The 21,283-nt window shown below is 41.5% G+C and carries 19 protein-coding genes; 14 read left to right on the top strand and 5 right to left on the bottom strand.

Features of this window, described 5'->3' with window-relative positions:
* Position 1: 1 nt before the first annotated feature.
* The 5 genes from AAEY83_RS09110 to AAEY83_RS09090 form a co-directional block, all read right to left on the bottom strand.
* Positions 2-1,312 carry a hypothetical protein gene (locus AAEY83_RS09110; RefSeq protein WP_025643585.1) on the bottom strand — a complete coding sequence of 437 codons (1,311 nt, stop codon included), beginning with the start codon at positions 1,310-1,312 and terminating at the stop codon, positions 2-4.
* Entirely contained in the window at positions 1,309-1,923 is a 615-nt protein-coding gene (locus AAEY83_RS09105) for a condensin complex protein MksE (protein WP_025643587.1), read from the bottom strand. Before AAEY83_RS09105 ends, AAEY83_RS09110 begins: the two co-directional genes overlap by 4 nt.
* On the bottom strand, positions 1,920-5,861 hold the full coding sequence (locus tag AAEY83_RS09100; RefSeq protein WP_025643588.1) for an ATP-binding protein: 3,942 nt from the start codon (positions 5,859-5,861) through the stop codon (positions 1,920-1,922). Before AAEY83_RS09100 ends, AAEY83_RS09105 begins: the two co-directional genes overlap by 4 nt.
* A gap of 514 nt (positions 5,862-6,375) precedes the next feature.
* On the bottom strand, positions 6,376-6,570 hold the full coding sequence (locus AAEY83_RS09095; RefSeq protein WP_025643590.1) for a hypothetical protein: 195 nt from the start codon (positions 6,568-6,570) through the stop codon (positions 6,376-6,378).
* Positions 6,571-6,627: 57 nt separating this feature from the next.
* The gene (locus AAEY83_RS09090) at positions 6,628-7,545 is read right to left on the bottom strand and encodes a LysR family transcriptional regulator (protein ID WP_351058932.1); all 918 of its coding nucleotides are present in this window, start codon (positions 7,543-7,545) and stop codon (positions 6,628-6,630) included.
* A 263-nt stretch (positions 7,546-7,808) separates the two neighbouring features.
* Between AAEY83_RS09090 and AAEY83_RS09085 the strand changes: the two genes are divergently transcribed.
* From AAEY83_RS09085 to AAEY83_RS09020, 14 genes are all read left to right on the top strand, one after another.
* Positions 7,809-8,981, top strand: a complete 1,173-nt coding sequence (locus AAEY83_RS09085; RefSeq protein WP_351058930.1) for a muconate/chloromuconate family cycloisomerase — start codon at positions 7,809-7,811, stop codon at positions 8,979-8,981.
* Between the two features lie 42 nt (positions 8,982-9,023).
* Positions 9,024-9,314 carry a muconolactone Delta-isomerase gene (catC, locus tag AAEY83_RS09080; RefSeq protein ID WP_025643596.1) on the top strand — a complete coding sequence of 97 codons (291 nt, stop codon included), beginning with the start codon at positions 9,024-9,026 and terminating at the stop codon, positions 9,312-9,314.
* A gap of 99 nt (positions 9,315-9,413) precedes the next feature.
* Positions 9,414-10,337 carry a catechol 1,2-dioxygenase gene (catA, locus tag AAEY83_RS09075; RefSeq protein WP_025643597.1) on the top strand — a complete coding sequence of 308 codons (924 nt, stop codon included), beginning with the start codon at positions 9,414-9,416 and terminating at the stop codon, positions 10,335-10,337.
* Between the two features lie 132 nt (positions 10,338-10,469).
* The gene (benA, locus tag AAEY83_RS09070; protein WP_025643599.1) at positions 10,470-11,855 is read left to right on the top strand and encodes a benzoate 1,2-dioxygenase large subunit; all 1,386 of its coding nucleotides are present in this window, start codon (positions 10,470-10,472) and stop codon (positions 11,853-11,855) included.
* A gap of 61 nt (positions 11,856-11,916) precedes the next feature.
* Positions 11,917-12,414, top strand: a complete 498-nt coding sequence (gene benB, locus AAEY83_RS09065; protein ID WP_025643600.1) for a benzoate 1,2-dioxygenase small subunit — start codon at positions 11,917-11,919, stop codon at positions 12,412-12,414.
* Positions 12,415-12,479: 65 nt separating this feature from the next.
* On the top strand, positions 12,480-13,496 hold the full coding sequence (gene benC / locus AAEY83_RS09060) for a benzoate 1,2-dioxygenase electron transfer component BenC (protein ID WP_025643602.1): 1,017 nt from the start codon (positions 12,480-12,482) through the stop codon (positions 13,494-13,496).
* Positions 13,497-13,555: 59 nt separating this feature from the next.
* On the top strand, positions 13,556-14,335 hold the full coding sequence (locus AAEY83_RS09055) for a 1,6-dihydroxycyclohexa-2,4-diene-1-carboxylate dehydrogenase (protein ID WP_025643604.1): 780 nt from the start codon (positions 13,556-13,558) through the stop codon (positions 14,333-14,335).
* 75 nt (positions 14,336-14,410) lie between these two features.
* Positions 14,411-15,640 carry a benzoate/H(+) symporter BenE gene (gene benE / locus AAEY83_RS09050; protein WP_025643606.1) on the top strand — a complete coding sequence of 410 codons (1,230 nt, stop codon included), beginning with the start codon at positions 14,411-14,413 and terminating at the stop codon, positions 15,638-15,640.
* 114 nt (positions 15,641-15,754) lie between these two features.
* Positions 15,755-16,462: a 3-oxoacid CoA-transferase subunit A gene (locus tag AAEY83_RS09045; RefSeq protein ID WP_025643607.1), complete on the top strand. Its 708-nt coding sequence runs from the start codon at positions 15,755-15,757 to the stop codon at positions 16,460-16,462.
* A 26-nt stretch (positions 16,463-16,488) separates the two neighbouring features.
* A complete protein-coding gene (locus AAEY83_RS09040) occupies positions 16,489-17,154 on the top strand; it encodes a 3-oxoacid CoA-transferase subunit B (RefSeq protein ID WP_025643608.1) in 666 nt (221 codons plus the stop codon).
* A 20-nt stretch (positions 17,155-17,174) separates the two neighbouring features.
* Positions 17,175-18,398 carry a 3-oxoadipyl-CoA thiolase gene (gene pcaF, locus AAEY83_RS09035; protein WP_025643609.1) on the top strand — a complete coding sequence of 408 codons (1,224 nt, stop codon included), beginning with the start codon at positions 17,175-17,177 and terminating at the stop codon, positions 18,396-18,398.
* A gap of 83 nt (positions 18,399-18,481) precedes the next feature.
* Entirely contained in the window at positions 18,482-19,264 is a 783-nt protein-coding gene (gene pcaD / locus AAEY83_RS09030; protein ID WP_025643614.1) for a 3-oxoadipate enol-lactonase, read from the top strand.
* Positions 19,265-19,366: 102 nt separating this feature from the next.
* A complete protein-coding gene (locus tag AAEY83_RS09025; protein ID WP_025643616.1) occupies positions 19,367-20,662 on the top strand; it encodes a M20 family metallopeptidase in 1,296 nt (431 codons plus the stop codon).
* A 207-nt stretch (positions 20,663-20,869) separates the two neighbouring features.
* Entirely contained in the window at positions 20,870-21,220 is a 351-nt protein-coding gene (locus tag AAEY83_RS09020; RefSeq protein ID WP_025643618.1) for an IS630 transposase-related protein, read from the top strand.
* Positions 21,221-21,283: the final 63 nt, after the last annotated feature.

Here is a 21,283-nt window from a genome sequence, read left to right as displayed (position 1 = left end):
ATCATCTCCATACCTTATCCAAACTAGGTTCATTATCTGCTACTTTATATCTTATATAGCGCGCATCGAAAATACGTATGGTATTACAAAGCTCTGATGGTGTCTTGGTCTTAAGGTACAGTTTCCATTGATAACCCTCTTTGGTATGCACGATGGCATCGTCCCTAAAATTGCTTTTACAAATATGCATAACTAAGGCTAAAAACGATTTGAATTTGATAATACGATTGACTTCAAACCGCTCCCAAAATTGTCTGACAGACAGATTCTTATTTATATCATTCGTATTGTTATATTTCATGAAGTCATACGCCCAGCGTTGTTCTTCACTCAGTAGTGGCTTACTCGTATTATCATCATCGACGTGTAATAAGGGATCATCATAATGATTACTCACACTATCTTTGAGTGTGCGTTTAGGTGGTGACATCTTATCAAGTAAGCCAAGCAGTAGGAACTTATCCTCCTCTACATCAACATTGGTTAGCTGAGTCTCAACTGCCATGCCACCAAAGGCTAAGTTATGAGATACCAAGTCATCAAAACTTAATACCACATCTTTAGGATTATATTGGCCGTTACGGATATGCCGATGAAGTCGCCATAACATCTCGTTTTGACGTGTTTGTTCTTTCTTTAACTTATCAATAAGAATGACGGTTTTATCTAGACTAATCGTTAACTCTTTAATACATTGGTCGATAGTACCAAAAAGAAGGTTGTCTAGTATCATAGATACTTTATAGTTACCGGCATGGCATTTATGCAACTCTTCTCGGCTAAGGCTTTGCACCTTTTCTATTTGTGACTTTATTTTTTGTGTGAGTGTATCTAGTATGATGCGTTTTGATTTCAGGTTAAACGTGTTGTTTAATTCTGAATTAATCGTGAACTCTATACTCGCCATCTCTTGGATAAGCGCATCAGCCAATTCATAACTATAATCTTCGATAGTGTCTAAAAAACCTTGCTCATTACTCGCCTCATCCACTTCGTATGATGCATTTAGTGCAAGTTTACTATAATGCTCTATATTGCGTTTCCACTCTTCTATATCAGGCATTACATGCAAACGATGGGATTTTTTTGCCATAACATCGAAGATGCGTCTCATCTCTTTACTAATCGTTATGGCATCTAGACCTTCTTGGATGACACCGCAATCACGTAGCGTCCGATAATGCTTGGTTGATTGACTGTCCTCAATAGATAACTCAGACAGATAAGCTTGTAATAGCAAGTCGGCGCGGCTTTCGGTCGCTCGGCCTAAATCGCGAATTTTGTCCTCAGTTAACTGTCCACCACGGCTCATAGATCAAGTCCCTGTTGAGTGTGTGTTTCACTCTCCTTTTCTAAGTAATTCTCATTGATAAACTCAATAATACGATTGATGTACTCCATCTTTCCCGTTACTCGGTATACCTTTTTCTCAGGATTAACCAAGTAAAGAAGTTCATCTTTTTGTAGTTTGTTAAGTAACGCTCCCACTTGCTCATCGTTGGGTTTATTAACACTATTGGTAAACTCTGCCAATTTTTTTAAGCGTGTTGCAAACTCTTGATTATCGTTAACGGTGATTACCAACTTATCCTGCTTTATTATTTTCCCCATATATAGGGTGTCCCCATCTTCATCAGCACTAGCCAGCGCTGTCAATATATCGATGATGGGATAAATATTGTAATGAATATCTTCGAATTCTTTGACGACTCTTTTTTTATCCGTCTCATCTACGGCAATGTTGATACCAGCAAAGACCTCACCTTCACTAAAGGTGGTTAACCTCATGCCTAGTGGCTCTAGAATAGCTGTCATGCGCTCAAAATTATCAGGCATTTTTAACCAGTGATAACCCTCCTCGTCCGTAATGAGACAAATAAACTTGTTTTGTAAGAGTTTTCTAGCAATCGTCATCTCAATCATAAGTCAAAGACTCCGTGAGCTTCCATAGTGGCTTCTTGAGTTAGGGAGGATAAGTCATCGGTTTGAGACAGTCTATAGGTATTACTTTTATCACGACTACAGGCAATGTTATTAGTGAATAAAGGAATAACTGCATCATCAACAACTTGAGGCGCGGCGCACATAGCAGAGACTTTCTGGCTCTTAAGCAGCTCTAATAGTTCTTGAGTATTTTGTGGATCAAGCACACCGATTTCATCAATAAATAGCTTGAGCTCAGTATTAGTAGCCGTTGAAATCATAGATAGTAAAGACAAGTAAATAATAAGTTGAGCTATACGCATGGTACCGTTAGATGACAATGCTTTAAATGAATTGGTTTTCGTTGCAGTTCTTGGCGCTTGACCATGTTGCTTGACCATCAGATCCATTGAGAACTGCTGGGCAAATTTAACATTCAATTTATTCTGCCCAATAAAGTGCTGCACTTTATCTAGGCTGGCAAGTAAATACTCACTTGGCATAGGGTGATGAATGCGCTCAGAGCCCCGCCAATTATCATATGCTTCAGAAAAGTCATCGAGCACTTTATACCACTCGTTATCTTTTATGCTTGAACTGATACTCATCTTAAACTCTTCGATTGCTAAGGCATTTAAGTTGTCACAAATATCGGAGCAGTTTTTATTAATATTTCGAGTAAATTTATTTAAATTATTATCGGCGTTATCTAAGTCATGTTTAAAATTATTTATTTTCTCAGCTTCCACAATATAATGCCCAACGATCATCTCTTTTTTACTTTCGTGTTCGTTGTTCATATAGTCCATAAAAAATCTGGACTGTAAAAACCAGTTAATTTCTGTCGTTCTACCCATAATGTCAGATTGAGACAGTAACGCTTGAAACATCGACTCATTATCAAAGAAGGGTTTTTTGATGGTATCAACCAGCTTAACCCCTTGCTTTATGGTGGTGTCTGCCCGCTCTATGTGACTTTGCATACTGCGTAAGATACGCTCTGTTTGCAAATGCACATCTTCTGCAAGTAAATGGTTCTCTACTTCAGGTGCATTAGCAGGTGATAAACTAGTATTCACATCGATTAAAGCAGAGTTTAACGTTAGCTCTAGCTTTTTAAGGTGCGAGGTTAGATTGAGTTTATCTGCCTCTAGCACACTCAGTCTTTCGGCAGTCTTAGTTATCTTTGCTTGTAACTCATTGAGTAAATGTCGGGTCTCACTAGCATATTGCTCATAAACATGTTGCTGTACAATCAGGCTTGTCTCTAGCTCATTTTTTTGGCTTTCAAGCGCTGCTAACTCTGCATATTCATTTTCAAGAAATATATTATAATCATCAATGCGACGCTTTGCTTGTTCAGCAGTCAAAAGCTTTGAGTCTAAAATCTCGATATCAGCATGTATGCTATTTAGAATACTAGGGTCATAGCCTTCGTTTTCGACTGCTTGGTTTTTACGCATCGTCGCTTCAGCTAAGCGGGTTTCATACTCTGCTTTGGCTTTATCCAATTGAATTGTTAAATCATCTAAACACGCCTGCTTTTCTTGATTTAATTGATCACTATCAACCGTATAAGCTTCATTTAATGCACTTAACTGACTTTGCTCTTCTAGGTTTAGAGCGTCCAGTTTTGTATGGTTAGTCGTTAGCTGGTCATCCAGCGTCTGTATTTGACTTTGTATCTCAGATAAACGCTTTTGCCTTTCCTCTTCTGCCTGAATAAGCAAATAGCGCCCATGATCTTCTAAAGCTTCAATCTCGTTTTCTGTTTTTTGCTCAGCAAGCTGTGATTGAGTAAACTCTTGCTCATTTTGTTTTTTACGTTTATTTAGCTTATTGAGTGTATTTTCTAGTTCAGCCAACTCAGCATTGCTTGAGTCTATCTGTTGCTCATGGCTGAGTATGTCTTGAGCAATGTCAGCATGAGTACGGATATCTGAGCTGGGTATAGCGCTAGTATTCAATCTTAAGCCGTACAAACCGGTATGCACGCTATCAACGACATTAGACTCCTCGTCATCTACCAGCCAATCAGGATTTAAATCTGCTCGATTTAACAATGCAGGATTAATTGTTTTACGTATTTGGTGAACGGCATGATACGACTTGTCGTTTGCTTCACTTTGGATTAAAAAGCTGAACAAGGTATCACCCTGTACCAAAGATTCTAGATGTACCTTATTGTCTTGATGCTGGTTAATAGTGTCATTAATGCGACGTTGTTGGTTTAATTGGCTATCTGTCTCATCCTTTATATCAATCTTTTCTGCCTGTGCTTCTTTTAGCTGAATTTGATGGTCTTTAAGCGTTTTACGTAAGCTGGCTATTTCGCTAATATTGTTATCAATAGCGTTTTGTGAGGACTGGCTAAACGGTAAGTTACTGGCTTGAGTACGCTTAGTCGCTTTTTCTATATTAATGCGTGCAGTCTCACTTTTAATCGCTTCACTTTGCATCTGAAATTGCGACTGTAAACGTTGTTTCTCTTTGGACAGGCTATTTTCTATACTTCGTTGTTTTTCACTGAATTCAAAATCCGTCACGCTCTTGGCTTGATTGATTCTATGGACTGCCTCATCACGCGTTTTTTCAAGGTTGCGAATTTCATCTTTAAATAGTGCTTCAATTTTCTCTAAGTTTGTCTTTGTCTCCTCTAGTTGTATCTTATAAGCTTGCAAACTCTCGCCTTTACTTTTTTTCTGCGCTTGCAAACTGTCTATTTGCGCAACTCGCGCTTTTAACTTAAACATAGGCTCGTGCTGATATTTATCTTGAGTTCCTTGTTCAAACGCCTCTTTTTTATTTTTAAGGTTTTCTAACTCATTTGCCGTTAGCTTAATATCAGCCTCTAGTTTGCCTTTGACGGAGTACCAAGTGGTTTCTTTATCGCCAGCTTCCTTTTTCACACTATGATATTGGGTATCAAGCGTCTTATTTATTTCACCTTTTTCGATAATCTCATTACGAATTTTGGATAGTAAACTTAATGCTTGATGTCTTATGTCAGCCAGCTGCTGTTGATGAGCAATATTGTCATTTAAAGATTGGGTTAATGTCTCGAATTTTGGTTTAAGCGCCTCTATTTGCTGCCACGTTTCGCGCTGACGCACCCATTTGGCGGTATCAATATTCACCGCATCTAACCTCAGCTCATCACTACTTAGCATGTCCTGCGTTTTCATAGCTTCTACTAAGAAAGCACATATATCATCAAATTCCAGCTGAGTTTGAAAAACATTATTAACAATAGGAGAAAAACCAAAAAATGTGGCGTGTGGATCTGACGTAAGGGCATAATCAGGACGATATTTCGCAATGGTTCTACGAGCTTGTGCAGATGTTATTTTTAAGCGTTTCATTGGGCAGTTGCTAATAATCGCTTCATACTCTAGCTGACTGATATTACTTGATACCTGTAGTCCTTGCGACTTAATAGCGCGCATGACCTCCACGCTTCCTTTAAAGTAAAACTCATCATTTCTTTTACCGATAAACCAATCATCTTTATAGCTACTATTGATAAAGTTAAATATCTGCTTTTTATCCTGACTGCTTAAGATGACACAACGTGATTGACCATCTCGTACATATTCATAAACGATATAACTATTATCATAAGGTAGATAAAACTCAATAAAGCTTTTATTCACTTCAGACTTTCTGGCAATAGCACTCAAAGGTACGCCATAAAATGGAGCAATAGCTCCCATTAGAGTCGTTTTACCAGCGGAGTTATGCCCTGTTAAAATACAGTTGTTATCAACATTTAGTAGATGAGCTTGACCTTTTAGATAGCTATTAATCAATGCTACACGGAGTAATCTATTAGGTGATTGCCCTTGTGTGCTTGACTGGGTAATAGGCACATATTCATTAACTTGTGTATTATCTGAGAGTATGTCATGACTAGATGCTGATTGAGAAAAAGTGTTCAAAGGAAATCCTCTATGTCATTCAATTATTAATGCTTCGATGTCATTTAATTCGTCTTTTTTGGATATAAAATTGGATAAATACTATGTACCCAATAATAGACTTATGACGGTTATTTTGCCATAGGTATAGTATTGTTCTTTATAAGTTACATGTTTTGTTTATTTGAAACCTATCAAACTCAAAGTTTTAATACATCTTACAGTCAATATCTCAAAGCAATAAGCAGCCTAACAGGTTGGCTCGTTACTAAGCCATTAAGGTTATAAAGCTGATAGGACTAATTAGTCGAGAATTGAAGAGGCACAATTATATCCTGCTGTCTTGCACTCGAGCAAAGAAGGACTTTGCTAATTCTAGCTCATGACAACCATTTAAAATATAACTTACTAGATGATAGAGCCTTTAATCTTATGGTGTTAGGAATGCCTATAATATCTATATATCGAATAAATCAACCTTACCTTTATAGTTCAAAAAAGCCCTACATACTATTATTGATATAGTATGTAGGGCTTAGGAATTAATTTCATTTCTCTTAGGTGATGTTGTTAATATCAGGGTTTGACGACCTGCCTCTTCTTGGCCAGGTGTCGTAATCACTAATACCTTCTGATAGCCATGCTGAAGTAAAACGTCTTTGGCTTCATTTGACTTGCCCACGCCAAAATGAACATCAATTGGTAAAGCCTTGTAATGAAATTGTTGCATGAGTTCATCCTTGAGCAAGTCAATATTAGGAAGCTTAATGAGTAGTGAGTAGTTTGCTCAAATTTGCTCAGGCTTATAATCAAACCCTTCTTCATCATAAATCTGATAAGTCACATCTAACAATGTTTTTAACAATTCTGATTTGTCAAAATGCCTGACACTCATAACAATAGAAGAAGTTAAAAGACTATCCTCGAAAGGAATATAAACAACCTCCTGACTCCGAAGATGCTCAAGAGTTTTTGGCACGATAGTCAACCCTTCACCTGCTGCTACCAATCCCAAAGCCATATGCAACTCACGCATTTCAGTAAAATAGTTTGCTTTCAGATTGCGCGCCTCAAACAACTCTAATACATAGTCGATAAAACTGGGCCGAGGTGCCATTGGATATAACAATAAATTTTCATTGGTTAAATCCATTAATTTAATACTTTTTAGCTTCTCTTGTGCAAAGCGATGTTTGACAGGAACAGCTACTACTAACCTCTCCTCTCTTAGTAGTAATCGCCTAATAGAAGCATCTTCGAATAACAATCTTCCATAACCGACATCTATTTTACCCTCCACCAAACTTTGCGTTTGCTGCCAAGAATTCAACTCATATAACTTAATCTCTATATTTGGATAAACCTCTCTGAAGCGGGCAATTACTTTCGGTAATATGCCATACAATATCGACGACACAAAACCAATCGATAAGGAATTGTCAAAGCTGCCTTTACGAAAAGTCATCGCACGAAGATCATCTGATTTTTTTATTATCTGAAGAGCATGATCATAAAAAAACTCGCCAGCTTCAGTAAGTTTCAAAGGGCGATTATCCCTATCAATGAGCGTGACACCTATCTCTTCTTCTAACTGTCTTATCTGACGGCTTAACGGTGGCTGTGAAATAAACAAACGCTCTGCTGCCTTATTGAAACTCTTTTCCTCTGCTACTGCTACAAAGTAGCGTAAATGTCTCAATTCCATTGAACGTTGTTCCTTGAGTGACCTATGAGCTATTTTCCAGCATCTTTAATAATTTAGAAATAGACTTTTTAAAAAACAGCAACATTGAAGGTAATGTATTTTTAGGTTATCGATACCTAAAGAACATAACATGATGAAGGTTAGTTATCAAAATACCTAAAAGGTATCGATAACAGACTAAATAGGTCTTAGACATGTCGTTATCTAATAACTATAGTTCTTATTAAGCATATGGAAGCATCATTTATTTAATAGGGACTGTCATGATTCGTTCAATTAATACTTTATTGGTACCGATACCTACTATAAGGGCTCATAAGCTCGCTTGTACCGTTATGAACGAACAAGTTCTAGTCTTGGTGCACATTCAAACAGAAGATGGCTATGAAGGTTGGGGCGAAGCGACCACTATTGGCGGTCTAAGCTACGCAGAAGAAAGCCCTCATAGTATCAAGACTAATATCGACACCTACTTTACTCCTCTTTTATTAAAAGAGCAGCCCACTAGTACAGCAAAAGCTATGCAGCTGCTAAATCTTCATATCAATAGCAACCGCTTTGCAAAGTGTGCCATCGAAACTGCCCTCCTAGACATTGAAGGCAAGCGCCTAAATCTGCCAGTAAGTGAGCTGCTTGGTGGCCGAGTTCGTGACCGTATAGAAGTAGCTTGGACTCTTGCCAGCGGTAATACAGCGACTGATATAGCAGAAGCTAAACACATGATTGAGCAAAAGCGCCATCGCATTTTTAAATTAAAAATCGGTAGCAACCCGATTATTGATGATGTTGATCATGTACTAGCTATAAAAAAAGCCCTACCTGATTGCCGCATTACCGTTGATGTCAACCAAGCATGGACAGAACTTAATGCAATGCAAGGCATTAGCCTATTGCAAGCTGGCGGCGTTGACTTAATAGAACAACCTATCTCAATGCGCAATAAAGCCGCACTAAAACGCCTAACAGAGCATTTTGATGTGGCCATTATGGCGGATGAAATTGTCCAAGACCCACAAAATGCCTTTCATTTAGCAGCAGATAATTGTGCTGACGTCTTTGCCGTGAAAATCAATCAAGCAGGCGGATTAAAAGCTGCATGCTTAATCGGACAAATGGCACATCTAGCAGGTATCGAGCTTTATGGTGGCACTATGCTTGAAGGACCTATCGGTACGGCAGCATCCGCCCATGTGTTCTCAACCTATCCCAGTCTAAATTTTGACACAGAACTGTTTGGTCCTTTGTTATTAACTGACGACGTTTTAGCACAGCCTCTTGATTATCAAAATTTTGGATTGAGTGTACCTACGGGCGCAGGCCTTGGTATAGAAGTAGATAGCGATAAGGTCTATCACTACGCTAAACAAGCAGTCCCTGCGTTACCTAAACCTTCAAAGGCACAAACTTCTACTAATACTCAAACTGAAACGCTGTAAAAGTCAGCCAAATTATCTTTCATCACGTATAAGGAAATAATTATGTTATACCACGTCAGAATGGATGTCTTAATCCCAACAGATATGGATGCCGATAAGGTCAACGAGCTTAAAGCTACAGAAAAAGCACTGTCACAAAAGCTCCAAGAGCAAGGTAAATGGCGTCATATTTGGCGTATAGCAGGTCAGTACTCTAACTTCAGCATCTTTGATGTTGAAAGTAATGAAGAGCTACACGAGATTATGATGTCACTGCCACTTTATCCGTACATGAAAGTTGAAGTGACACCGTTATTACGTCACCCATCATCTGTTCGTAGTGATGACAGCTAAATCAAGGCATTAAATCTGTAATCAGAATCTATAAAAGGTGGGTAAGAATACTCACTGTAGTTACCCCTTAATAAAACAGTCCTCAACAAGGAGAGAGACATGGAACGCAGCCAAATTGAAGCATTAGCCACTCAGTTCATCAAAGGCAAAATCGACTTCCCTGAACAAGTAAATCCACGTGTACAAGAGATTGTATTACGTATTGTGACCGACCTTATGCAAACCATTAATGACTTAAAAATAACCGCCGATGAGTATTGGTCTGGGGTTGAGTTCATTGGTGATTTAGGCAAAGAAGCCGGTTTGTTATCACCAGGTCTTGGTTTTGATCACTTCATGGATTTAATGATTGAAGAAGATTTAAAAGAAGCAGGATTGGATGGCGGGACTGTACGTACTATTGAAGGCCCTCTCTATGTCGCTGGCGCACCAGAAGAAAAAGGGTTTGCACGTCTTGATGACGGTACAGATATTGATAATGGCACGGTGCTATTTATGCAAGGCACTGTTTATGGTGAAAATGGAAAACCTCTTCCAAACGCAAAGGTAGAAGTATGGCATGCCAACAGCTTAGGTAACTACTCTTTCTTTGATGAATCACAGTCTCACTTCAACTTGCGTCGTAGCATCATTACAGATGAGAACGGCAATTATGCATTCCGCAGCATCGTTCCGCTAGGTTACTCGGTACCACCAGAAGGAATGACGCAAAAAGTATTGGGCGCGCTAGGACGTCATGGTCATCGCCCAGCTCACATTCATTTCTTCGCCAGTGCTGACGGTCATCGCAAACTGACCACGCAGATTAACATCGATGGCGATGAGTACCTATGGGATGACTTTGCTTTTGCAAGCCGCGAAGGTTTGGTACCAGAGGTAACGATGGTCGAAGATGCGGACAAGCTAAAAGAAAAAGCGCTGGATAAGCCTTACGCAAGTATCGACTTTGACTTTCATTTAGTAAAAGACATTGACCAAGCTGTACAAGGCAGCGAAGTAGAACGCCGCCGTGCTCAAGGTTAATGAGCACTCATATTAAATAGCATTAATTAATTGATCACTACTAGCGACTTACGTTTGATATGCCCTCAGTTGCCGTATCAAACGTAAAATTCTAATCTCATTTTATATCGTCATTATACAAGGAAGGCAGCCATGAGCGAGCGTATCAATTTAGTACCTGAAGGATCAGACATCACTATTGATGATTTTTTAGAAGAGAACAGTGAAAAAGGGATTTATCGTCTGCATCGTAGCGCCTTCACTAACGAAGAGCTGTTCGAGCTTGAGATGAAGTACATCTTTGAGAGCAACTGGGTCTATTTGGCTCATGAGTCTCAAGTTCCTGATAACAATGACTACTACACCTCATACATCGGTCGTCAGCCCGTGATTCTTGCCCGCAATAAAGAAGGCGAGCTGCATTGCATGATTAACTCATGCTCACATCGTGGTGCACAGCTCTGCCGTCATAAGAAAGGCAATAAAGCCACTTACACTTGCCCGTTTCACGGTTGGACTTTTAACAACTCAGGTAAGCTGCTTAAAGTTAAAGACCCAAGACACGCCGGCTACCCAGAATGTTTCAATAAAGAAGGTTCACACGACCTAAAACAAGTGAAAATGGCCAATTATAAAGGCTTTATCTTTGCTAGCTTAAATGATGATGTTCAGTCAATTGAAGACTGGCTTGGCGGCTCTACCAAAATTCTTGACATGATTGTCAATCAGTCGCCAGAAGGTCTAGAAGTTCTACGCGGCACATCAACCTATACTTTTGATGGTAACTGGAAACTGCAAGCTGAAAACGGTGCTGATGGCTATCACGTATCAGCTGTGCATTGGAATTATGCGGCTACCACTGCACGTCGTAAAGAACAAGAAGCAGTCAAAGAAGACAACATCAAAGCCATGAACGCTGGAAAATGGGGACGTCAAGGTGGCGGTTTCTACTCTTTTGAAAACGGACACATGCTGTTATGGACACAGTGGGAAAACCCACAGGACCGTCCAAACTATGCCTATCGCGATGATTATGTCGCTAAATACGGTGAAGCAATGGCGGACTGGATGATTGGACGTTCACGTAACTTATGCCTATATCCAAACGTCTACATTATGGATCAGTTCAGCTCACAAATTCGTATGCTCCGCCCTATCGCGGTTGACAAAACTGAAGTCAGCATATGGTGTATCGCACCAAAAGGCGAAAGCGATGAGTCACGTGCACGCCGTATCCGTCAGTATGAAGATTTCTTTAACGTTACTGGTATGGCAACACCTGATGACTTAGAAGAGTTCCGCTCATGCCAAGAAGGTTATAACGGTATCAAACTTGAATGGAATGATATGTGCCGAGGCTCCGAGCACTGGATTCAAGGAGCAGATGAAGGCGCTGCCGCTATTGACTTAAAACCTTTAATGAGCGGTGTTAAGACTGAAGATGAAGGGCTATATACCGTCCAACATCGCTACTGGCATGAAGAGATGAAAAAAGCTCTAGAGCAAGAGCAGCAGCTACACGGTGCTAATAGCGACTAATACATTTTTATTATTACTCTGCTATTTATTGTAGAACTGACAAAAAATAAGGATATCAATCATGAAAAACACAACTGTTAACATTGAAGACATTAGACAGTTTCTATACCGTGAAGCGCGTTTATTGGATGAGAAAAAATGGGAAGAATGGCTCACTTATTACGATGAAGACTGCCCTTTCTGGATGCCAAGTTGGGATGATGATGGTCAGCTCATCAGCGACCCACAACGAGAAATTTCGCTGATTTATTATCCGGACCGCCGTGGTCTTGAAGATCGTATCTTCCGCATCGAGACTGAGCGCTCATCAGCGACCATACCTGATACACGTACCACGCACAATTTATCAAATATTGAATTACTCGAAAACAATGACGGTATTGTGACGGTACGTTTCAACTGGATCAACAAGTCCTTTCGCTATCACGAGACCAATACCTATTGGGGTTACTCTCAGTACAAAATAGACATGACTCAAGACCAACCAAAAATTTTGGATAAGTATGTGGTCTTAAAAGACGACTATGTGCATCAAATCATGGATGTCTATCACGTCTAATCATTATTCACTCATTACTTAATCACTAGCTTTTAATCAATACGTGTTGAAAAGGGATATTTCTCATGGAATATAATATTGCTCTACAGTTCGAAGATGGCGTCACGGGCTTCATCAAATGTGAAGCCGACGAAACAGTTGCCGAAGCAGCGTATCGTCAAAAATTTAATATCCCTGTGGACTGCCTAGATGGTGCTTGCGGTACTTGCCGTTGCCATTGTGAATCTGGCAGCTATGACATGCACCCTGATATGTATATCGAAGATGCACTCACAGAAGCTGAAGCTGAAGAAGGTTATGTACTCACCTGTCAGATGATTCCTGAAAGCGACTGCGTGATCAAAGTACCAACCTCCTCTGAAGCTTGCAAAGTTGGCAAGTCTGTATTCAAAGGCAAACTACAGCAACTGAATGTACTGTCTGAGTCTACCATTCACTTTGGCGTCGAAGTCGATAATCCAGATGCGCTAGTATTTTTGCCAGGCCAGTATGTCAATGTCAGTATTCCTGATTCTAACGAGACACGCTCCTATTCATTTAGCTCTATACCTAGTGCCAATCAGGCCGAATTTGTCGTCCGCAATATTCCTAACGGCAAAATGAGCACCTTTTTATCTGATACTGCAACTATAGGCCAAGAGATTAATTTTGAGGGTCCATTTGGTAGCTTTTACCTGCGCCCTCTAATCCGCCCGACCCTATTTCTAGCAGGCGGTACCGGTATCGCGCCTTTTTTATCGATGCTAAAAAGTTTAGAAGTGTCTGGTGCTCATCATCCTGTCAGGATGGTCTACGGCGTCACCAACGATTTTGATCTGATAGAAGTCGAGAAACTAGAAGAAGTAAAACAAAACCACCCTTGGTTTGACTACCGCACCTGTGTCGCCACAGAAGATAGTAGTCATGAGCGTAAAGGTTATGTTACCGGTCATGTTGATAATGAGTGGCTGAACGATGGTGACGTCGATGTGTACTTGTGTGGTCCGTTAGGGATGGTGGATGCGGTGAGTAATTGGTTAGACAGCAGTAATCTAAAACCGTGCAATTTTTACTATGAAAAATTCACGCCCAGTGAACAATAACATAGCTTAGCCGTATTACTCTACTAGCAAAGCATGAGCAAGATTTTTAGGAGACTGTCATGAGTAAAAGATTTGATAATAAAGTATGTATCGTTACTGGTGCCGCCCAAGGCATCGGGCGCGGAGTCGCATTACGCTTAGCAAGTGAGGGCGGAAAAATCGTCATGGCAGACTTTTCTCCATTAGTAGAAGAGGTGCTGGCTGAAATCATTGCTAATGGTGGACAAGCCGTTACCATTCAAGCTGACCTTGAAACCCGTCAAGGTGCTAAAGAGGCTATTGATAAGGCACTTGATAGCTATGGGCGTATCGATATATTAGTCAACAATGTCGGCGGCGCAATATGGATGAAACCTTTTACCAGCTTCTCTGAAGCAGAAATCCAAAAGGAAATCAGTCGCTCATTATTTCCAACATTATGGTGTTGTCATGCGGTATTACCAACCATGGTCAAACAGCAGTCAGGCATTATTGTTAATGTGTCCTCTATCGCTACTCGTGGTATCAACCGCATACCCTACTCGACAGCGAAAGGCGGCGTGAACGCCATGACCGCATCGCTCGCTTTTGAGTATGCAAACGATGGCATCCGTGTGAATGCCGTGGCAACTGGCGGTACTGAAGCGCCGCCCAGAAAGATTCCACGTAACGCCAAACCATTAACTGATGATGAAAAATCATGGATGAATGCGGTGGTTGATCAGACCATTGATCGCACCTTTATGAAACGCTACGGCACGATAGATGAACAAGTCAATGCCATCTTGTTTTTAGCATCCGATGAGTCTTCTTATATTACTGGTAGTACCATTCCTGTAGGCGGTGGCGACGAAGGCTAATAATAAATCTGTCAATCAGTAGCATGCATCTTAATTTGCAACCCCGTAACGAATGCTAATTTGCAAGGAAGCAATATGGCCTCTGTAATCCAAACCTTAAAAAACGACTGGTCGCTCTCTGCATCGGTTGCAGGGTTCTTAGCGGTTCTTATTTCCTATGCAGGTCCTTTGATTATTTTTTTTCAGGCCGCACAAGCCGCACAAGTATCGGATGCCATGATGGCGTCTTGGATTTGGGGTGTCTCCATTGGTGCTGCCATTCCTGGTATTTATTTATCTATTAAATATAAAACACCGGTTATTACAGCATGGTCCGCACCTGGTACCGCTTTACTGGTTACCCTATTTCCACAGATGAGTATTAATGAAGCTGTTGCCGGTTATATCATCTCAGCGATTGTCATATTTATTATTGGAGCGACAGGTTACTTCGACAAAATATTAAAATGGATTCCTAACGGTATTGCCGCTGGCATGATGGCAGGCATCCTATTTCAGTTCGGCTTAGAATTATTTAAAGCCACTGATAGCATGCCATTTATCGTCTTTAGCATGCTCGGTTGCTATTTATTAGCCAAACGCTTTTCGCCGCGCTATACGATGATCTGGGTGTTGATATGCGGTGTTATCTTAAGCGTCTTACTTGGCAAAATGAACCCTGTCCATTTCGATTTAGCCGTTACCATACCTAATTTTATTGCACCTGAATGGTCGTGGAACTCAACGTTTAACCTCGCTATACCACTCATCCTTGTGAGCTTAACTGGTCAATTCTTACCCGGCATGGCTATTTTAAATCTAAGTGGCTATGACACGCCAGCCAAGCCTATTGTGAGTGTTACAAGCCTCGCCTCTTTAGCAGTTGCATGTGTTGGTGGTATCACTATCGTACTTGCCGCTATCACAGCCGCGCTTTGTACTGGCAAAGATGCGCATGAACTTAAGGAAAAGCGCTATATCGCAGGTGTCGCTAATGGCATCTTCTATTTATTTGGCGGTTTATTTGCTGGCAGTATCGTTATGGTATTTAGCCTATTACCAAAGGAATTGGTCGCCGCCTTAGCTGGCCTTGCATTAATCGGTGCCATTTCTGCCAATATTACGCTCGCTATGAAAGATGACGGTCAAAAAGATGCGGCGTTAATTACGTTTTTAGCGACAGCATCGGGTATGAGCTTTTTAGGATTAAGCTCTGTGTTTTGGGGGATTCTTATAGGCATGATTGCTCATCATATTTTGACCAAAAAGCGCCTACTACCAACCTCACTTACTTCATTAACAACCTCTAATAATGAAACTCATTAAGAGTAAGTCTCTTACGAAAAAAAATTAAGTAGTGTCAGAGCAATGAGTCCAATCCATGTACCACTTATTAATTTTGAAGACATTACCCCATATGAATTTTTATAGGATATAAATATGATTAATAAAGCTGATAAAAGTATCTCTGACGTACTTAGTCAAATTAAAGATGGCGCCACCATCATGATTGGCGGCTTTGGTACAGCAGGTCAACCCGCTGAACTCATTGATGGGCTTATTAATTTGGGCGTAAAAGATTTGGTCATCATTAATAATAATGCCGGTAACGGCGACCATGGCCTTGCCAAACTCTTAAAAACAGGTGCTGTGCGTAAGATAATTTGCTCTTTTCCCCGTCAATCAGACTCTTGGGTATTTGATGAGCTTTATCATGCTGGCAAGATTGAACTGGAGCTAGTACCACAGGGTAATCTGGCTTGCCGTATTCAAGCAGCTGGTATGGGGCTCGGTGCAGTATATACGCCAACAGGCTTTGGCACTTTACTCGCGGAAGGTAAAGAGACTCGTCATATCGATGGTAAAGACTATGTTCTTGAATATCCGATAAAGGCTGATTTTGCCTTAATTAAAGCCAATAAAGGCGATCGCTGGGGCAACTTGGTGTACCGCAAGTCTGCACGCAACTTTGGTCCAATCATGGCAATGGCAGCTGACGTAACTATCGCTCAGGTATCTGAAACGGTGGATCTTGGTGAGCTTGATCCTGAAAACGTTATTACACCGGGTATTTTTGTGCAGCATGTGGTGCAAATCCAGCCTGCTAGTACCGAACCTGCTAGCACAGCAACTACAACCACCGCTTAATACTGCCAATTATAAGGAGCGTCATCATGAGCCATACTTCCTACACCGCTTTGACACGCGATCAAATCGCCGAGCGCGCTGCACAAGATATTCCAGATGGTGCCTATGTCAATTTAGGTATCGGACTACCGACTAAGATTGCCCAATACTTACCGGATAATAAAGATGTCTTTTTGCATTCAGAAAACGGTTTACTAGCTTTTGGACCACCACCTGCCAAAGGCGAAGAGGATCCCGAGCTAATTAATGCCGGAAAAGAATATGTCACCATGCTCGATGGCGGCAGCTTCTTTCATCATGGCGACTCTTTTGCGATAATGCGCGGTGGTCATATCGACATTTGTGTATTGGGCGCGTTTCAAGTGGCTGCCAATGGCGACTTAGCCAACTGGAGCACCGGTGCAGAGGATGCAATACCTGCTGTTGGCGGCGCTATGGACTTAGCCGTCGGTGCCAAAAAAGTCTTTGTGATGACCAATCACACCACCAAGACGGGCGACCCTAAAATCGTCAGCAAGCTTACCTATCCTGTGACTGGTAAAAATTGCGTTGATCGCATTTATACTGATCTATGTGTCATTGATGTCACTAATAAAGGTTTAGCAGTCACTGAAATGGTTGATGGCATGAGCTTTTCGGACTTACAGGCCTTGACGGGCGCCACACTGACTGATGCCACTACAGTAAAATAATAATAAGGATAATATCTACAATGGATAACTTAACAAACGCTTATATCATTGACGCCATTCGCACCCCTTTTGGTCGCTACGGCGGCGGTCTAGCAACTGTACGTGCAGATGACTTAGGCGCTATACCAATTAAGGGGCTAATCGAACGTAATGTTAATGTCGACTGGGTACAAGTAGATGACGTCATCTATGGCTGTGCCAACCAAAGCGGCGAAGACAATCGCAACGTCGGACGTATGTCATCTCTTCTTGCAGGCGTACCCTATCAAGTGCCAGCCACCACAGTGAACCGCCTATGCGGCTCATCAATGGATGCGTTAGCGATAGCGGCGCGTGCGATTAAAACAGGTGAAGCGCATCTAATTATTGCAGGTGGTGTTGAAAGCATGAGTCGTGCGCCATTTGTAATGGATAAGTCAGATCAAGCGTTTGGTCGTAGTCAAAAGCTTGAAGATACCACTATGGGCTGGCGCTTTATCAATCCAAAGCTTGATGAGCTATATGGCACGGAGACTATGCCGCAAACCGCCGAAAATGTCGCCGAACAGTTCAATGTCAACCGTGCTGACCAAGATGCCTTTGCGCTACGTAGCCAACAACGTACCGCAGCGGCGCAAGAGTCAGGATTCTTCAAAGAAGAGATTACCCCTGTCGTCATCCCACAACGTAAAGGCGAGCCTGTCACCGTCGATACTGATGAGCATCCTCGCGCTGATACTACACTTGAAAAGTTGTCCAAACTGCGTCCTATCGTAACTGCAGATGGTACGGTGACAGCTGGCAACGCTTCTGGGATCAATGATGGTGCGGCAGCCTTCCTAGTAGCGTCAGAGCAGGCGGTGAAAGAGTTTAATCTAAAGCCGCGTGCACGTATTATAGGGGCAACTACCGTAGGCGTTGAGCCGCGTATCATGGGTTTTGCCCCAGCACCCGCAATGAAAAAACTGCTTAAGCAAACAGGACTAACGCTTGATGAGATGGATGTCATTGAATTAAACGAAGCCTTTGCCGCCCAAGCTCTAGCTTGCACACGTGACTTAGGGTTAGCTGATGATAGCGAGCGCGTCAATCCTAACGGCGGTGCGATTGCCCTTGGTCATCCACTCGGCGCCTCAGGTGCACGTTTGATCTTAACCGCCCTTAATCAACTGGAAAAAACAGGTAAGCGTTATGCTATCTGCTCAATGTGTATCGGAGTTGGACAAGGTATCGCGATGATTATTGAGCGTGTTGAGAATATATAGATAGCTCAAAAAATAGATGCACTCATTGATAGGCAAAAACCAATACCTTACTCACATGACAATCACAAACAAGGACGTTCATCATGCCTGAATTTGACAATAAAGATATAACGCTAAACTATGCCACTTTTGGTGATAGCAGTAACCCTGCTCTGATATTCTCCAACTCTTTAGGTACCAGCTATCATATGTGGCAGCCACAAATCGATGCTTTGCAAAACGATTATTTTATCATCTGCTATGACACTCGTGGCCATGGTAAATCTTCCGCACCAAGAGGTCCTTATAGTTTCGATCAGCTTGGACAAGACGTCATTGATTTGCTTGATTATCTGAACATAGGTAAAGCATTTTTTTGTGGCATTTCTATGGGCGGTATGACTGGTCAATGGTTAGCTATCAATCACCCTGACCGCTTTCATCACTTGATGCTATGCAATACCGCCGCGAAGATTGGCAATGAGGCATCATGGGTAGATCGCGCGCACTTGGTACGTGAGCAAGGTCTAGATCCTATCGCCGCTACAGCCGCTCCGCGTTGGTTCACAGCAAGTTTTATCGATAATCATCCTGATGTAGTCGCAGCATTGTCCAGCGCTCTCGCGGCTGGCAGTAGCGAGGGTTATGCCAGCTGCTGCGAGGCGTTATCTGTCGCGGATACTCGCGAGCAACTAAAAGATATTCGCGTACCTATCACCGTGGTGGCAGGTACCGAGGATCCAGTAACGACGGTTGCCGATGGTCAATATATGGTCGATCATATCCCCCACTCTACGCTTGCGACTATCGATGCCTCGCATATCTCCAATATTGAACAGCCTGAAGCCTTCAATCAACTAGTAAGGCAGTATTTGCATGATCAATAACTCTATTGCGGATTAAAAATTTTTATAAAACGTGAGAATAGAAAAGTAATTACAAGGAAGACACATCAATCAACCAACAAACCATCATTCAAGGAAGAAAGTATGAAACGATCATTATTATCATTGGCTGTCGGTATTATGGCCTGTAGCACCTTTAGCGCTCATGCCAACATCAACATCGATAAAGAAGTTAAAAGTGTTGAAAACAAAGTGATTGAATGGCGTCGAGATATTCATAAGCATCCTGAGCTGGGCAATAGAGAAACCCGCACTGCCGCTATTGTTGCCAAGCACCTAAAATCACTAGGTATGCAGGTCGAAACTGATATCGCACATACAGGCGTTGTTGGATTTTTGAAGGGTGCGAAACCTGGCCCTACAGTGATGCTACGCGCAGACATGGATGCCCTACCCGTTACCGAAAAGGCGGACGTACCATTTAAATCAACCATTGTGACCAAGTACATGGGTGAAGAAGTTGGCGTGATGCACGCCTGCGGGCACGATACTCATGTCGCTATGCTTATGGGCACGGCTGAAGTACTAGCTGCGGTTAAAAATGAATTGCACGGCAATATTATGTTTGTGTTTCAGCCTGCTGAAGAAGGTGCCCCTGAGGGTGAAGAAGGCGGTGCTGAGCTTATGTTAAAAGAGGGTATATTTAAAAAGTATAAGCCTGAGGTGGCGTTTGGGTTACACATCACATCGAGTTTAAATAGTGGAAAAATTGGTTACCGAAGTGGCCCTGTTATGGCGAGTGCTGATAGCTTCGATATAACAGTAAATGGTAAGCAAACACATGGTTCAGCACCTTGGAACGGGGTCGATCCTATTTCAACTGCAGCGCAAATCGTAACCGGCGTGAATCATATAGTCAGCCGTCAAATTGATATTACCAAAGAGCCTGCCATTGTCTCCTTTGGTAAAATAGACGGCGGTGTACGCAACAATATTATTCCAGATAATGTCAATATGATTGGCACTATTCGTAACTTTGACATGGATAATCGCGAGCAGATTTTTAGTAATATAAAGACGACGGCAACTCATATAGCAATGGCATCGGGCGCCAAAGCTGACGTCAAAATCAACAAAGGTTATCCGGTCACGATTAACAACCCAGACCTTACCACGCAAATGTTACCGACGCTCAAAAACGTAGCAGGTACAGACAATGTATTAGAGATACCTAAAATAACAGCATCCGAGGATTTCTCCTTTTATGCTCAAGAAGTACCTGGTTTATTTTTCTTTTTAGGTGGGACACCAGCAGGCCAAGACCCAGCTAAAGCCCCCTATAACCACTCTCCCTACTTCTACGTAGATGAATCGTCATTTAAAGTGGGTACAAAAGCGCTTAGTCAGTTAGCAATAGATTATCTGGCTATGAAAAAGTAACTCTATAGTCAATTCGTTATAAAAACGATACAGCGAGACTGGTATAAATGGATTTCTTGAATCAATACTTAAATCCGTAAAGATATGGGTTTAAAAATAAATTCTTATCTATTTTTACCGTTAATTTATACTTTATAGACGACATATAGTCTAATCCAAATAAAACCGATACAATATTTATAACAATCTTAATTAATGAAATAAACAATGACTTATTCAATAGACTATCGCAAACAGGTACTTTCTAGCATCGCTGATGGCATGACCATACGAGAAGCTGCGCTGTTTTATGGACTTAGCACCAGCACCATTCACAGCTGGCAGCAGAACCTAACTCCTAAAACAACCAGAAATAAAGCACCAACTAAAATACCTGATGACGCATTGATTGAAGACGTAAAAACATATCCAGATGATTATAACTATGAAAGAGCTCGTCGCTTGAACTGTAGTAAGACTGGCATCTTTAATGCTTTAAAGCGTCTTGGTATCAGTCAAAAAAAAGACCTTAGAACATCCAAAAGCGTGTCCGATAAAAAGAGCAGTATTCCAGAATAAGCTTGATAGCTTTACGCAGCAAGGCTACCCCATTGTCTATATGGATGAAAGCGGCTTTGAGGC

The organism is Psychrobacter sp. TB20-MNA-CIBAN-0197 (genome assembly GCF_040309765.1).
Taxonomy (GTDB): domain Bacteria; phylum Pseudomonadota; class Gammaproteobacteria; order Pseudomonadales; family Moraxellaceae; genus Psychrobacter; species Psychrobacter submarinus.
This window is presented reverse-complemented; position numbering and strand designations above follow the sequence as displayed.

Excerpts from the sequence above, each read along its gene's own strand:
- pcaF (WP_025643609.1), top strand. The coding sequence starts at position 17,175 with ATGGATAACTTAACAAACGCTTATATCATTGACGCCATTCGCACCCCT.
- AAEY83_RS09110 (WP_025643585.1), bottom strand. The coding sequence starts at position 1,312 with ATGAGCCGTGGTGGACAGTTAACTGAGGACAAAATTCGCGATTTAGGC.
- AAEY83_RS09040 (WP_025643608.1), top strand. The coding sequence starts at position 16,489 with ATGAGCCATACTTCCTACACCGCTTTGACACGCGATCAAATCGCCGAG.
- benC (WP_025643602.1), top strand. The coding sequence starts at position 12,480 with ATGGAATATAATATTGCTCTACAGTTCGAAGATGGCGTCACGGGCTTC.
- AAEY83_RS09045 (WP_025643607.1), top strand. The coding sequence starts at position 15,755 with ATGATTAATAAAGCTGATAAAAGTATCTCTGACGTACTTAGTCAAATT.
- AAEY83_RS09095 (WP_025643590.1), bottom strand. The coding sequence starts at position 6,570 with ATGCAACAATTTCATTACAAGGCTTTACCAATTGATGTTCATTTTGGC.
- AAEY83_RS09025 (WP_025643616.1), top strand. The coding sequence starts at position 19,367 with ATGAAACGATCATTATTATCATTGGCTGTCGGTATTATGGCCTGTAGC.
- catC (WP_025643596.1), top strand. The coding sequence starts at position 9,024 with ATGTTATACCACGTCAGAATGGATGTCTTAATCCCAACAGATATGGAT.
- benE (WP_025643606.1), top strand. The coding sequence starts at position 14,411 with ATGGCCTCTGTAATCCAAACCTTAAAAAACGACTGGTCGCTCTCTGCA.
- benA (WP_025643599.1), top strand. The coding sequence starts at position 10,470 with ATGAGCGAGCGTATCAATTTAGTACCTGAAGGATCAGACATCACTATT.
- pcaD (WP_025643614.1), top strand. The coding sequence starts at position 18,482 with ATGCCTGAATTTGACAATAAAGATATAACGCTAAACTATGCCACTTTT.
- benB (WP_025643600.1), top strand. The coding sequence starts at position 11,917 with ATGAAAAACACAACTGTTAACATTGAAGACATTAGACAGTTTCTATAC.
- AAEY83_RS09105 (WP_025643587.1), bottom strand. The coding sequence starts at position 1,923 with ATGATTGAGATGACGATTGCTAGAAAACTCTTACAAAACAAGTTTATT.
- AAEY83_RS09055 (WP_025643604.1), top strand. The coding sequence starts at position 13,556 with ATGAGTAAAAGATTTGATAATAAAGTATGTATCGTTACTGGTGCCGCC.
- AAEY83_RS09085 (WP_351058930.1), top strand. The coding sequence starts at position 7,809 with ATGATTCGTTCAATTAATACTTTATTGGTACCGATACCTACTATAAGG.
- AAEY83_RS09090 (WP_351058932.1), bottom strand. The coding sequence starts at position 7,545 with ATGGAATTGAGACATTTACGCTACTTTGTAGCAGTAGCAGAGGAAAAG.
- AAEY83_RS09020 (WP_025643618.1), top strand. The coding sequence starts at position 20,870 with ATGACTTATTCAATAGACTATCGCAAACAGGTACTTTCTAGCATCGCT.
- catA (WP_025643597.1), top strand. The coding sequence starts at position 9,414 with ATGGAACGCAGCCAAATTGAAGCATTAGCCACTCAGTTCATCAAAGGC.